This window comes from Rhizobium aethiopicum, assembly GCF_900094625.1.
Taxonomy (GTDB): domain Bacteria; phylum Pseudomonadota; class Alphaproteobacteria; order Rhizobiales; family Rhizobiaceae; genus Rhizobium; species Rhizobium aethiopicum.
Map to the genome: position 1 here is coordinate 249985 of NZ_FMAJ01000008.1, position 12157 is coordinate 262141.

Annotated in this window: 11 protein-coding genes and 1 tRNA gene; 4 read left to right on the plus strand and 8 right to left on the minus strand. The window is 65.0% G+C overall.

Going from position 1 to position 12157, the window contains the following annotated elements:
• Nucleotides 1-472 precede the first annotated feature (472 nt).
• The gene (locus GA0061105_RS18950; protein ID WP_092752150.1) at nucleotides 473-1126 is read right to left on the minus strand and encodes a glutathione S-transferase family protein; all 654 of its coding nucleotides are present in this window, start codon (nucleotides 1124-1126) and stop codon (nucleotides 473-475) included.
• Between the two features lie 1021 nt (nucleotides 1127-2147).
• Here GA0061105_RS18950 and ppdK point away from each other — a divergent pair.
• Nucleotides 2148-4814, plus strand: a complete 2667-nt coding sequence (gene ppdK, locus GA0061105_RS18955; RefSeq protein ID WP_092752152.1) for a pyruvate, phosphate dikinase — start codon at nucleotides 2148-2150, stop codon at nucleotides 4812-4814.
• A gap of 19 nt (nucleotides 4815-4833) precedes the next feature.
• Here ppdK and GA0061105_RS18960 read toward each other — a convergent pair whose 3' ends face one another.
• Complete coding sequence (locus GA0061105_RS18960) at nucleotides 4834-5109, minus strand: hypothetical protein (RefSeq protein ID WP_092752154.1); 276 nt, start codon at nucleotides 5107-5109, stop codon at nucleotides 4834-4836.
• Between the two features lie 212 nt (nucleotides 5110-5321).
• Entirely contained in the window at nucleotides 5322-5519 is a 198-nt protein-coding gene (locus tag GA0061105_RS18965) for a hypothetical protein (RefSeq protein WP_092752271.1), read from the minus strand.
• A 121-nt stretch (nucleotides 5520-5640) separates the two neighbouring features.
• Between GA0061105_RS18965 and GA0061105_RS18970 the strand changes: the two genes are divergently transcribed.
• Nucleotides 5641-5886 (plus strand): hypothetical protein, encoded by a 246-nt coding sequence (locus GA0061105_RS18970; protein WP_092752273.1) that lies wholly within the window; start codon nucleotides 5641-5643, stop codon nucleotides 5884-5886.
• Between the two features lie 16 nt (nucleotides 5887-5902).
• Here the strand turns inward: GA0061105_RS18970 and GA0061105_RS18975 are convergent, their stop codons facing one another.
• On the minus strand, nucleotides 5903-6289 hold the full coding sequence (locus GA0061105_RS18975) for a hypothetical protein (RefSeq protein ID WP_092752156.1): 387 nt from the start codon (nucleotides 6287-6289) through the stop codon (nucleotides 5903-5905).
• Between the two features lie 231 nt (nucleotides 6290-6520).
• Between GA0061105_RS18975 and GA0061105_RS18980 the strand changes: the two genes are divergently transcribed.
• The gene (locus GA0061105_RS18980) at nucleotides 6521-7429 is read left to right on the plus strand and encodes a DUF1499 domain-containing protein (RefSeq protein WP_092752158.1); all 909 of its coding nucleotides are present in this window, start codon (nucleotides 6521-6523) and stop codon (nucleotides 7427-7429) included.
• A 540-nt stretch (nucleotides 7430-7969) separates the two neighbouring features.
• Here GA0061105_RS18980 and GA0061105_RS18985 read toward each other — a convergent pair.
• From GA0061105_RS18985 to GA0061105_RS19000, 4 genes are all read right to left on the minus strand, one after another.
• Nucleotides 7970-8650, minus strand: coding sequence for a peroxiredoxin-like family protein (locus GA0061105_RS18985; RefSeq protein WP_092752160.1), 681 nt, complete (start codon nucleotides 8648-8650; stop codon nucleotides 7970-7972).
• Between the two features lie 160 nt (nucleotides 8651-8810).
• Nucleotides 8811-10532 (minus strand): saccharopine dehydrogenase family protein, encoded by a 1722-nt coding sequence (locus GA0061105_RS18990; protein WP_092752162.1) that lies wholly within the window; start codon nucleotides 10530-10532, stop codon nucleotides 8811-8813.
• Nucleotides 10529-10978, minus strand: a complete 450-nt coding sequence (locus GA0061105_RS18995; protein ID WP_092752164.1) for a thiol-disulfide oxidoreductase DCC family protein — start codon at nucleotides 10976-10978, stop codon at nucleotides 10529-10531. Before GA0061105_RS18995 ends, GA0061105_RS18990 begins: the two co-directional genes overlap by 4 nt.
• Before the next feature lie 24 nt (nucleotides 10979-11002).
• On the minus strand, nucleotides 11003-11911 hold the full coding sequence (locus GA0061105_RS19000) for an MBL fold metallo-hydrolase (protein WP_092752166.1): 909 nt from the start codon (nucleotides 11909-11911) through the stop codon (nucleotides 11003-11005).
• A 167-nt stretch (nucleotides 11912-12078) separates the two neighbouring features.
• Here GA0061105_RS19000 and GA0061105_RS19005 point away from each other — a divergent pair.
• Nucleotides 12079-12153, plus strand: a tRNA-Gln gene (locus GA0061105_RS19005).
• Nucleotides 12154-12157 lie beyond the last annotated feature (4 nt).

Consider the following 12157-nt stretch of genomic DNA (forward strand, 5'->3'; position numbering starts at 1 on the left):
GAGGCCACGGACAGACAGGGGCGCCGCCGAATTCGTATTTAGCGATCCATCGCTGTTTTGCCGCGGCTGTCACCCCACCCTCCGTCTTCCTCGGGCTTGACCCGAGGATCCATGCCGCATCCGCCAGCGCCAGGCCGTGGATCCCAGGCTCAAGGCCTGGGATGACGGGGATTGAGGGACGGACCGGCAGGAGGCCACCGACAGACAGGGGCGCCGCCGAATTCGTATCTGGCTATCCGTCACTGTTTTGCTGCGGCTGTCACCCGCCCTCCGTCTTCCTCGGGCTTGACCCGAGGACCCATGCCGCATCCGCCAGCGCTAGGCCTGGGATGACGGAGAACGAGGGGAGGGAGCGGCAGGAGGCGCGGAACGTGGTGCGCGTCGTTGCATTCCCCTTCGGTCTCGCTGTTCTGCTGCCGAGTTTGCCATCTGCTCCTACGCCTTTTACACCGGCCCGCCTGGGAAACGTTGGTCAGCCGCCCGATGCAGCGTGGAAAACCGCCAACTGTGCCGCGAAGGCGCGTTGGTAGGCCGGGCGTGCCTCGGCGCGGGCGACATAGGCGGCAAGGTTTGGGTATTCGTCGAGGATATTGGATGATTTCAGCCGCAGCAGCACCGACACCATCAGCAGGTCACCGGCGCTGAAGGCGCCGTCGAGCCAGTCGGCATCGCCGAGATGGGTCGAAAGGCTGTCCAGCCGTTTGCGGATGCTGTTCTCGAGGGCATGCAGGCGCTGCTCGTACCACGGCTCGTTGCGCTCCAGGATCCTGGCGAGGCTGTGATCGAAGACCGGCGGTTCCACCGTGTTGAGCGCGGCAAACATCCAGGCAATCGCCCGCGCCCGGCCATTGGCGTCCCTGGGCAACAGGCCGCCGCCATGACGCTCGGCAATATGAAGGACGATCGCGCCGGATTCGAACAGGCTGAGATCGCCCTCCTCATAGGTCGGGATCTGGCCGAAAGGCTGACGCGCCAGATGCGCCGGCTGCTTCATCGTCTCGAACGAGACGAGGCTGACATCATAGGGCTGTCCCGCTTCCTCGAGCGCCCAGCGAACTCGCATGTCGCGCGCCAGGCCGCGGCCGCGATCGGGCGAACGTTCAAAGGCGGTAATGGTGATCGTCATCGCTTTCTCCATAGCTCGTCGGCTTGAAGACGTTCGGCCAACCTGCACCCCGACATTTCATCTGCCGCGCTTGAGCGTCAGCTTCCCCATCTCGGTCGTCTGAAGTCGAAACAGGACAAAATGCTGGCCGCGCCGCGCAACTCTTCGGCCACCGTGGTTCTACCGCTGCCGGACACGCGTTCGATCAGGTAGTTCCTGACTCCCCCTTTTCCCTCCGATTCATCGCTCAAAGAGCCTTTCGTGGTGTCGGCGTCATCGCCGACCTGGAAGCACCCGACGGCCGATGATCCGGCCGCGAGTCGCGCTCGAGACACGGACTCCGCACAGATCGCGGGCAATTTACCCGCATTCGGGGATAAACACCAAAAAAGGTCGGCTGTGTATGGGCCCTTACTCCATTTGGGTGATGCTCTTTTCCCTGACTTGCATTAGAAGTTGTTTCAACGCAACCTGATGACTTTGCTGAAAAGCGGGCGGTCAACGTTGCGTATTTGTCGAATTTGCGATGCGCTTTCCGGTAGAGGGCAAGGACCGGAAAGCTGTTTGAGCAATCCCGGGGAAACGACAGGCAGTTTTTCTTAGGATTGCGGAAAACGAGGATCAGGGCGGCTCCATGAGCCGTTCTGGGTTGAGGGACCCCCCGTCCGGTTTTCCTGGCCGGACGGAAACAAGGCTTTGCGGGACAATGTTGCAGTCCCGCAAAGCTTTTTTTATGCCTTCTTTCACATCAGGCGCGGTTTTCATGGCTTCGACCGCCGCTACCCGCGAAAATATTGTGCGACGCAGCATTTTCGCCGCATTTGTCGATTTTCATTTCAACTCCAAGGCATTAAGCTGATCTCTCAGGCTGACGACAGTGCTTGCCTGCTTGTCTTTCGTCATGCTCGGTTTTGTCCCGAGCATCTGCAACCGGTGATACGCAGCAGATCCTCGCCACAAGGCGAGGATGGCGCCGAGAAGAGAGCGAGGTTTGTCGACAGCTGAGGGATCAATCTGATCCCGATCTGGTGTTGGGGGGAAGATGACCAAGTGGGTCTATAGGTTCGGCGACGGACAGGCTGAGGGTGGCGCGCGCGATCACCAGATTCTCGGCGGCAAGGGCGCGAACCTCGCTGAAATGTGCGCTCTCGGCCTTCCCGTTCCGCCGGGGCTGACGATCGTCAGCAGCGCCTGCGACACCTATTACAGGAATGGCGGGCATATCGAGGACCGGCTGAAGGCCGAGGTGCGCGCCGGGATCGCGGCGATCGAAGCGATCACCGGCCGCCATTTCGGCTCGACCAGCCAGCCGCTGCTGCTCTCGGTCCGCTCGGGCGCCCGCGTCTCCATGCCCGGCATGATGGACACCGTGCTCAATCTCGGCCTCAACGACGAGACGGTGCAGGCGCTCGGCCACGATGCCGGCGATGCGCGTTTTGCCTGGGACAGTTACCGCCGCTTCATCCAGATGTATGCCGATGTCGTCATGGGCCTCGGAAACGACGCCTTCGAGGAGATCCTCGAAGACGAAAAAGCCAAGCTCGGCCATGAATTCGATACCGAGCTCAGCGCCTCGGAATGGCAGCATATCGTCTCCCTCTATAAAAGGCTGATCGAGGAGGAGCTCGAGCAGGAATTCCCTCAGGATCCGGAAGTCCAGCTCTGGGGCGCGGTCGGCGCGGTCTTTTCCAGCTGGATGAGCGCGCGCGCCGTCACCTATCGCCAGCTGCACAATATTCCGGAAGGCTGGGGCACGGCCGTCAACATCCAGGCGATGGTGTTCGGCAATCTCGGCAATTCGTCGGCGACCGGCGTCGCCTTCACCCGCAACCCGTCGACCGGCGAGAAGGCGCTTTACGGCGAATTCCTCGTCAATGCGCAAGGCGAGGATGTCGTTGCCGGCATCCGCACGCCCCAAAGCATCACCGAGGAGGGGCGGCTTTCTTCCGGCTCGGAAAAACCCTCGATGGAAAAGCTGATGCCGGAGGCGTTTCGCGAGCTCTGCCGCATCTGCACCGAACTCGAGATCCATTATCGCGACATGCAGGATATCGAATTCACCATCGAGCGCGGCCGGCTGTGGATGCTGCAGACCCGTTCGGCCAAGCGCTCGACCCGGGCGGCGATGAAGATCGCCGTCGACATGGTCGATGAGAAGGTGATTACCGAGGAGGAGGCGGTGCTGCGCATCGAGCCTTCGAGCCTCGACCAGCTGCTGCATCCGACGATCGATCCGCGCGTCAACCGCCAGGTGATCGGCACCGGCCTGCCGGCCTCGCCGGGAGCTGCGACCGGCGCCATCGTTTTTACCGCCGAAGAGGCGGTCGAGGCGGAGGCCGAGGGCCGCAAGGTCATTCTGCTCCGGGTCGAGACCAGCCCGGAGGATATTCACGGCATGCATGCCGCCGAAGGCATCCTGACGACGCGCGGCGGCATGACCAGCCATGCGGCGGTCGTTGCCCGCGGCATGGGCATTCCCTGCGTCGTCGGCGCCGGCACCATGCGCATCGATCAACGCAACGAGCGGCTGCTCGGCATCGGCGTGACGCTGAAGAAGGGCGATATCATCACCATCGACGGCTCGGCCGGCCAGGTGCTGAAGGGCGAGGTGCCGATGATCCAGCCGGAACTGTCGGGCGATTTCGGCCGCATCATGGGCTGGGCCGACCGGGCAAGGCGCATGACGGTGCGCACCAATGCCGACACGCCGGCCGATGCGCGCGCCGCCCGCTCCTTCGGCGCCGAAGGCATCGGCCTTTGCCGCACCGAACACATGTTCTTCGAGGGCGATCGCATCCATGTCATGCGCGAGATGATCCTGGCCGAGGATGAGAAGGGCAGGCGGCTGGCGCTCGACAAGCTCTTGCCGATGCAGCGCTCCGATTTCACCGGCCTCTTCACCGTCATGCACGGCCTGCCGGTGACGATCCGCCTGCTCGATCCGCCGCTGCACGAATTCCTGCCGAAGACCGACGACGAGGTGGCCGAGGTCGCCTTCGCCATGGGCATGGAGCCCTTAGCGCTGCGCCAGCGCGTCGATGCGCTGCACGAGTTCAACCCGATGCTCGGCCATCGCGGCTGCCGGCTGGCGATCTCCTATCCCGAGATCGTCGAGATGCAGGCCCGCGCCATCTTCGAGGCCGCGGTCGCAGCCGCCCAGGAGACCGGGGCGGCCGTCGTGCCCGAGATCATGGTGCCGCTCGTTGGCCTGCGCTCCGAGCTCGATTACGTCAAGGCCTGCATCGACGCCATCGCCGGCAATGTCATGGCCGAGGCGGGCATGAAGATCGATTATCTCGTCGGGACAATGATCGAGCTGCCGCGCGCAGCGCTGCGGGCCCATGTGATCGCCGAGGCGGCGGAATTCTTCTCCTTCGGCACCAACGACCTGACGCAGACCACTTTCGGCATCTCGCGCGACGATGCGTCGGCCTTCATCCCCACCTATCAGCGCAAGGGCATCATCGAGCACGATCCCTTCATCTCGCTCGATTTCGACGGGGTGGGGGAGCTGATCAGCATCGCCGCCGAACGCGGCCGGCGCACCCGCAACGACATGAAGCTCGGCATTTGCGGCGAACATGGCGGCGACCCGGCCTCGATCCGCTTCTGCGAAACGATCGGGCTGGACTACGTCTCCTGCTCGCCGTTCCGCGTGCCGATCGCCAGGTTGGCGGCCGCCCAGGCGGTGATTGCGGAAAGCAGGTAAATACCGGCAGCACGGGTCCTCAGTGACGATACCGCCAGCGATCGCGGTAGATATAGGGTCCGTTCAGATCCCAGGCCATGCGGTTCATCATCTCCGCACTCTGCGCCCGCGATTCGGCGCGGCGGTCGAGATCGATGCGCTGCAGGCAGGTGGCGAACGCATCCGTGCCGCGGCGGAAACCATAGCTCAGGCACTTCTGCTCATCCGCCGCCCGCCGCTCCTCCGGCGTCATCGTCTGACAGGCGGAAAGGCCGGCGATGGTGGCGAGGAGGGTGAGGAGGATGGGGATGCGCATCGGCTTGGTCCTTGCTTTTCCCTGAGGAAATGCCATTCGGGCGAGGGCGTCAAGTTGCCCCTCATCCGCCTGCCGGCACCTTCTCCCTGCGCGCGGGGAGAAGGGGATATACCGCACTGTCTCCGTCCCCGTCAGCCTTTCGCGGGGCACGTCCCCTCGCCCCGTTTACGGGGAGAGGGTTAGGGTGAGGGGCAAATCACACGACACCATCTTCACGCCGCCCCGGCCGGATCCCCGATCGGCAGCAGCGCCGGGTCGAGCGGCGGGTCTTGCGGGTTCTTGGTGTCGCCCGGGTCCTGCGCCGGGGTCAGCGGCGGTTTTTCCTGGACGCGGTCGGGAATGCCCGGCGTCGGCGTCGGGCCGCGCGGGGTATCGGTAGCGGGTGTCGGGATCGGATCTCTGTTCGGCATGATCGCCTCCTTTTCGAAAAAGGAACGGCACGGCCTTCGGATGGTTCCACTTTCGCCGCCCGCCTTGCTATGCACAAGCGGCATTCCTCTGTATGAGAGGGCCTGCAACATGGAACTGAGCATGGCCATCCGCGATCGATTCTCGAAGAAACTGAACTGCCCGCAATGCGGCAATGCGGGTTTTGCCGAGGCTTCGGAGATCGACGACCCCAGGCGCAAGCACCCGGATTTCAACGTCGATCAGCTGCCGCGCGGCTTCGCCGTGCAGCGCGCCGCCAATCACCAGGAAAGCTTCATGATCAAGTGCGAATGCGGCCGCAAGTTTCCCTTCCGCAGCCTGGCGGAAACCGCCGCCGAGCGGCGCTGAAACTCTCGGGTCACGCTCAGATCCGCTCCAGCACCTCGATGAAGGCATCGGCAAAGCGCACGAGATGGGCGGTGTCCTCGTCGGGTGCCTGCATGCGGATCTCGGTGCCGTTGTGATCGAGCAGCGCCAGCACGACGCGCATGCCGTCGCCACCATCGGGAATGCGCAGGACGGCGATGCGGCGGCAATCCTCGATCAGGCCGCCGGCCGGCAGGTCGAACAGCAGCTCGCCGCCGGAACGGCCGGCCGCCTGGCGCACCGCCTCGCAGAAGCCGGCATCGCCGCCGGCATAACCTTCGAGCGAAAGTTCGAGCTCGACGAGCTCCATCGGCAGCATCGCTTCGCTGTGGTCGATCCCGCCAAGCGCAGACTGCGGCCTTGCTGCTATCTCGGGTGAAATCATCCCGTTTCTCCCGTCTTCACCGTGAGGAGATAAAAACCGCGCCAGAATGGCCTTTTTTCGGCTTATCAGCAAGGGCTTATGAAGCGGGCGGCCCGCGCCCCGGCCATCGCCGATGAATTCCATCCGATATTCCGAGACAACAGTTTCAATTCAGCCGAATCTTGCACTAAACAGGTCTATGGCGATTTGCGTGGTTGAGGACGCGGCGCTGACGAGCAACCGGTAAGTTTGATGGCCATCCGCTACGACCGTCCCGTTTCCAGCGCCGCCCGCTTTTCGCGGCTGCTTGGGGCGTTTTCGCTGGTGCTGGCGCTCGCCGTGCTGATCGCCCACCGCTTCGGCGGGCTCGCTACCCCCTATCTGGTGCTGCTGTTGATGTTTGCCGCCGGCTGCGCGCTGCTGACGGCACTGCTCGCGGCGATCGGCCTGCGCAGCCTCTGGCTGACCGGGGCCGAAGGCGGGCTCGCCGCGCTGGCGGCGCTGATCTATGCCGCCTTTCCACTGGGTCTCGGCGCCGTAGCGGCCGAGCGGTATCTCAGCCTGCCTGATATTTACGACGTCTCCACTGATCCGGTCGCAGCACCCGACTGGCTGTCTACCCCGAAATCCGATCAGATCTGGCTGAAGCGCAATCTCGTGACGCCTGGGGATCGCGAACAGCAGCTGGCCGCCTATCCCGAGCTGACCGGCCGGCGTTATGAGGGCGCGCTCGACCGCGTGCTGGAAGCGGTGCGCAAGGTCGCCAAACAAAGCGGCTTCGTGATCGTCAAGAGCGCCGGCACCACCGAGCCGGACCGCGACCTCGAGGACAGGCCGGAAAAGCCGGCGCCCGGCAGCGACGATGCGGTGACCGACGCACCCGGCATCATCCCGGTGCCGACGCCGCGCCCCTATCTAGACGATGTCGCCAAGCTGATCCGCGGTGCCAACGGCGTGACGCTGCAGGCGACCACCCGCACGCTCGTCCTCGGCCTGCGCTTCGATATCCTCATCCGGCTGCGCGAAGAGGCCGAAACCACCTTCGTCGACATCCGCGTCGCCTCCCGCTACGGCCAACACGACCTCGGCCTCAGCGCCGCAATCGCCGGCGATTATCTGAAGGCGCTCGACGCCGAACTCCTGGGAATTGCGGGTGGGTGAGCCGCGGTGCCGCCAAAGGCGGCAGCAATCGATCCAGTGAATCGATTGCAGCGGCGAACGCCCTGAGCCCAAGCGAAGGGCCGGGAGAGGGTGCGGCAGGCACGACCTCTGTTCCGGTGCCGCGAACTCGACGCTCCTGCAATATAACCCGAGCAAGCCTCCCTCATCTCTGCTTCGTCAAACGTCCAGAAGGAATGACGGGGAGGGTGTGCCGTGCACACCCCCCTCTGCCCCTGCCGGGCATCTCCCCCACAAGGGGGAGATTGGCTGGGCTTGCCGGCTTCCCCAAACAGTTGGCCTCGCAGCTCGGCAAAACGATAGAGACGAGGCAGGAAGGTCCTGACCCTTGTGATCTCCCCCCCTTGTGGGGGAGATGCCCGGCAGGGCAGAGGGGGGTGCCACACGGCACGCCGGCAAAGATCTGCGAGACGACCATCCCAACCTCCCTCATTCCTGTGACGAGCACAGGTGAGGGCGGAGAGGTGGGATCGAACACCCTGATCCGGCAATCATCCGGCCCTCGACCGATAACGCTGCAGATCAGCGCCCAAGCTCGCCGACGGCGGCGATGATCTCCGCTGCCGTCGGGAAGATGCAAAGGCTGTCGGGTCCGTCCAGCGCCTCCATCTGCGCCCAGGCAATGGTGCCGTTCTGATCGACCAGGAAGTGCCCGACGAGCTGGGTGGCGTGCTTGGCGAAGATCGCATGATCGGCTTCGTCGAGCTCGAAGCCGTCCCTGGCGTTGAGCACGGTGTTGGCTTCCATCGGCTGTACCGGTTGCGAGAACTCGCCCGTGGGGTTGATGCGCGCCGCCTGGAATTGCGCCATCGTCGCGCGATAAGGCCAGTCCGGCTGTTCGCTGCTGCCGTCGGGCGGGAACTCGGCACGCGGCACGCCATAGGCGCGATGCGTGCGGCAGTCGGGATCGCATAAGAGCGTCACCGGCGTCGGGCGGTGGCGGAAATACAGGCGGGCGCGCTCCACCAGCGTGTTGATAACGGCCACGATCTTCACCCCGGCGGCGCTGAGGGTCGGCTCTATGCCGGCAAGCTGTTCGAGCTGGCGCCGGCAGAACGGGCAGTGCAGCCCGCGAAAGAAGCCGATCAGGAACGGGCGGCCACGCAAATCGGCCAAGGAGACCGTCCCGTCGAAATTGGCCGTGGCGAGCTCGAAGGAGGGTGCGGTGTCTCCAACTTGCAGCGGGCGGTTCTGGTCTGCCATGGAATGGTTCCTTTCCCGGATCGTCTCGGGTGAAACGGCCGAAATCGAACTATAACACTTGTTGCAGGAAGACCCACCGCCCGATGTCGAGATCGGATGAGTGACAGGCACGATGCGAGGAAGGGCTGACGCGGACTCCAGCACAGCCGCAGGCCACCCCTCACTGCAGCACCAGCCACCCCGAATAGCGCACCACCAGCCCCGTCAGCCGCCCGCCGATCTCGACATGGAAGTGGAAGCGCCCGTCACGCTCCTCCTCATAAGTATCGCCGCCCGGCGCCAGGAACAGCGGCAGCGGAATGCCGCAAAAGCGCCAGCCGCGCACGACGAGCCTGAGCTTCTCTCCCTCCGGCACCAGCGCCAAGAGCACCCGGAACGGCCCGAACACCTCGGCAAGCAGGTGGCGGTCGCCGGCCTTGCCCGCGGTTTGCCAGCTGCGGAAGGTCTTGCCGCCGAAAGACCGCGTCCAGATCTCCCCGTCGCCATCGGCGACAAAGCGCACCGCGACCGGCACATCCTCGCCGGCGGCGGGGAAGCCGATGATGCCGGCGATAAGCCGGGCGAGGAGGCCGCGGCCGCGCTCGATCCGCGCCCGGCCGGAGGCAAGCCGGGTGCCGCCGCCATGGATCGCCGCCAGCGCCGGCGGCAGCTTCTCCCAGGCGTCGCCGAGAATGCGCCGGTAGAGCGGCTGCGGCTCTTCCTGGTAATCCAGCCGGATGCCTGATGTGATCGAGAACCGGCTGAAGGCCGCTTCGAAATCGGCAAGCGACAATTCCCCCGCCGCCGGCCGCGCGCCGCTTTCCGGCCGCTTGTTTTCGAGCAGCCGGCGCACCAGCGCCTCGACGCCGAGAACCGGAATGAACGGCCCGTCATCGCCTTCGGCAATCAGCGACCAGTCGGCCGTCAGCCGCCGCCCGTCGCGATCGAGGCCGCCGGCGCGCACGAACATGCCGCCGCGATGGGCACCGAGGGCGAGGCGATGGCTGGCCGCCTGCAGCGCCCGCGCAAACGGCGCGAGCGAGGGCAAGAGCCCGATCTTCACCAGCCGGGCGGCAAGGCTCAGCAGCCGCTGCAGCGCCTGCGGCTCGGTGCCGACCCCGGTAAAGGTGGATTGCAGCCCGGCAATGTGCTGCGGCAGCAGCGCAAGATCCGGTGCATCGACTAGCAGGAACGTCCGGCTGGCGAGCGGCGCCACACCGGGCGGCGCGATCGTCACCCGCATCTCGTCGATCAGCCCGCGCCCCTCGGCCGGCTGCCCCTCGCGCAGCACCGCCACCGGCTTGCCGGCATAACTTGCGATCGCCCTGACGACATTGAGGCCGATCTTCACATGCGCCGACGGGGCAATGCCGGCCGAGACACTTTCGATGCGGGAGAAATGCGGCGCCATCGCCTGCAGCGCCGCGAAGGAGAGGGCCGGCAGGCTGCTCAGCCCCGAGAGAACAAAGATGCCCTTGGCCTTCGCCTCAGCATCGAGCCCGCTGATGCCGGCGACGAAGCCGGTGCTGTCGGCGAGATCGGCATAATCGATGCCGAGCTCGATGCAGGCCCGCACCAGCTTGTAGCCATCGCCGGTGAAGCTCTGGAACGGCCCGGAGGCATCGACGACGAGATCGGGCCTCAGCCGCGTCAGCTGCTCTCGGAGGTCACCGTCACGATCGAAGGCCACCGCCTGCAGCCACGCCCCGAGATCGTTGCTGCCGAGCCGCCCGGCGCCACCTTTCGGCGACCGCATATCGAAGACGAAATCATCGGCCTTTTCCAGCGAGCGGCCGGCGATCAGCAACCGGAGCCTGGGTTCCTCGCCGAGCAGCTGGGCGAGCCGGCCGCCGAAGCTGCCGTAGCCGCCGATGATCAGCAGGGAAAAGGTGCCGCCGCTCATGTGATGAAGCGGCCGCGCTGCTCCGGCGTCGGCACCATGCAGCTCTGGCGGCCGGCGATCTTCAGCCGGTTGCGGGCGATGAATTCATAAAGCGCGTCCGCTGCGCGCCGCGGCAGCAGCCGGAACAGCTTGACCAGCGAATAGGGAAAGCCGAGCCCCGCCACCATGCGGATCGAGCCGTCGGATTTGAAGAAGGCGCGGCCGTTCTCGATGAGGATATTTGTTTCGTAGTCGCGCGTATCGAGGCCGTAATGCCGGTAGAGCGCTTGCCCGAGCGGCGTCTGCGCGGCGACAAAGCGGTAGCGCTGCCGCCTGTCGTGTTTCAGCGCGAACTTCACCCAGCCGGAGCAGAAGACGCATTCACCATCGAAGACGATCAGTGGCCGGTCATCGGCAAAGGCGGGAACGGCGGGATCGGTGCGATAGCTGTAATCGGCGCGGCCCATGCTCATCTCCCCTCCGCCTCTCCTTTACGCCGGCCGGTAGCGCGCGGCAAGCGAAGGCGGCCCATCCGCCGCGATCTCGCCGCGCTCGATGAGATGCTCGATATGGGCGAGCACGGAAAGTGCGGCCGCCCCATGCAGCTTCGGATCGGTATCGCGATAGATCGCCTTCACCATCTCCGATATCTCTCGATCGCCGGCCGCGACCCGCGCCAGCACCGCCTGCTCGCGCCTGAGCCGATGCGCCTTCAGCGCCGGCAGGAAAGTCTTCGGCTCGTTGACCGGCCCGCCATGGCCGGGCAGCAGCAGGCCGTCCTCGCGCCTTATCAACTTGTCGAGCGAGGCCATGTAATCCGCCATCGCCCCATCCGGCGGCGCGACGATCGAGGTCGACCAGGCCATGACATGATCGCCTGAGAACAGGATATCCCGGCCTTCGAGCGCGAAGGCGGCATGATTGGCCGTATGCCCCGGCGTCAGCACCGCTGTCAGCGACCAGCCATCCCCCGTTATCGTCTCGCCGTCGCCGAGCGCGATATCGGGCACGAAATCCATATCCGAGCTCTCGGCAAAGGGATTGACCTCGCCTTCGCGCAGCCGCCGCGCCGGCCGGTGCGGCCCTTGCCCCACCGTCACCGCCCCCGTTTCCGCCTGCAGCCGGCGGGCGAGCGGCGAGTGATCGCGATGGGTATGGCTGACGAAGATATGCGTCACCTCGCGTCCGCCGATCGCAGCCATCAGCGCCTGATAATGCGCCTCGTCCTCCGGCCCGGGATCGATGACGGCAAGCGAGGAGGAGCCGACGAGATAGCTGTTGGTGCCGAAAAAGGTGAAGGGCCCGGGATTTTCCCCCGTGATGCGCAAGATATCGGGAGCAACCGGCACGGCGCGCCCATAGGCCGGCTCGAAAGCAAGGTCGAATGCGGGACTTTCCATGCGGGACGATGATCTCAGGTTGATAATATCGCCTTATGCTAGCACGCCGCCCGCCGCTTCGCGCGCATAAATCTGCACGAGGCTTAAACTTAGTCATTGTGACAGGCAAAGAGCTTTGCTAATCAGGCGTCGATTTGTGAGCAAGCGGTTCGCCGCTCAAGCTCTGGTGGGGCGTAGCCAAGCGGTAAGGCAGCGGTTTTTGGTACCGCCATCCCCTGGTTCGAATCCAGGCGCCCCAGCCAGTGT

Bases quoted from the DNA above. Each gene is read 5' to 3' on its own strand.
- GA0061105_RS18950 (WP_092752150.1), bottom strand. From the start codon at position 1,126: ATGACGATCACCATTACCGCCTTTGAACGTTCGCCCGATCGCGGCCGC.
- ppdK (WP_092752152.1), top strand. From the start codon at position 2,148: ATGACCAAGTGGGTCTATAGGTTCGGCGACGGACAGGCTGAGGGTGGC.
- GA0061105_RS18960 (WP_092752154.1), bottom strand. From the start codon at position 5,109: ATGCGCATCCCCATCCTCCTCACCCTCCTCGCCACCATCGCCGGCCTT.
- GA0061105_RS18965 (WP_092752271.1), bottom strand. From the start codon at position 5,519: ATGCCGAACAGAGATCCGATCCCGACACCCGCTACCGATACCCCGCGC.
- GA0061105_RS18970 (WP_092752273.1), top strand. From the start codon at position 5,641: ATGGCCATCCGCGATCGATTCTCGAAGAAACTGAACTGCCCGCAATGC.
- GA0061105_RS18975 (WP_092752156.1), bottom strand. From the start codon at position 6,289: ATGATTTCACCCGAGATAGCAGCAAGGCCGCAGTCTGCGCTTGGCGGG.
- GA0061105_RS18980 (WP_092752158.1), top strand. From the start codon at position 6,521: ATGGCCATCCGCTACGACCGTCCCGTTTCCAGCGCCGCCCGCTTTTCG.
- GA0061105_RS18985 (WP_092752160.1), bottom strand. From the start codon at position 8,650: ATGGCAGACCAGAACCGCCCGCTGCAAGTTGGAGACACCGCACCCTCC.
- GA0061105_RS18990 (WP_092752162.1), bottom strand. From the start codon at position 10,532: ATGAGCGGCGGCACCTTTTCCCTGCTGATCATCGGCGGCTACGGCAGC.
- GA0061105_RS18995 (WP_092752164.1), bottom strand. From the start codon at position 10,978: ATGGGCCGCGCCGATTACAGCTATCGCACCGATCCCGCCGTTCCCGCC.
- GA0061105_RS19000 (WP_092752166.1), bottom strand. From the start codon at position 11,911: ATGGAAAGTCCCGCATTCGACCTTGCTTTCGAGCCGGCCTATGGGCGC.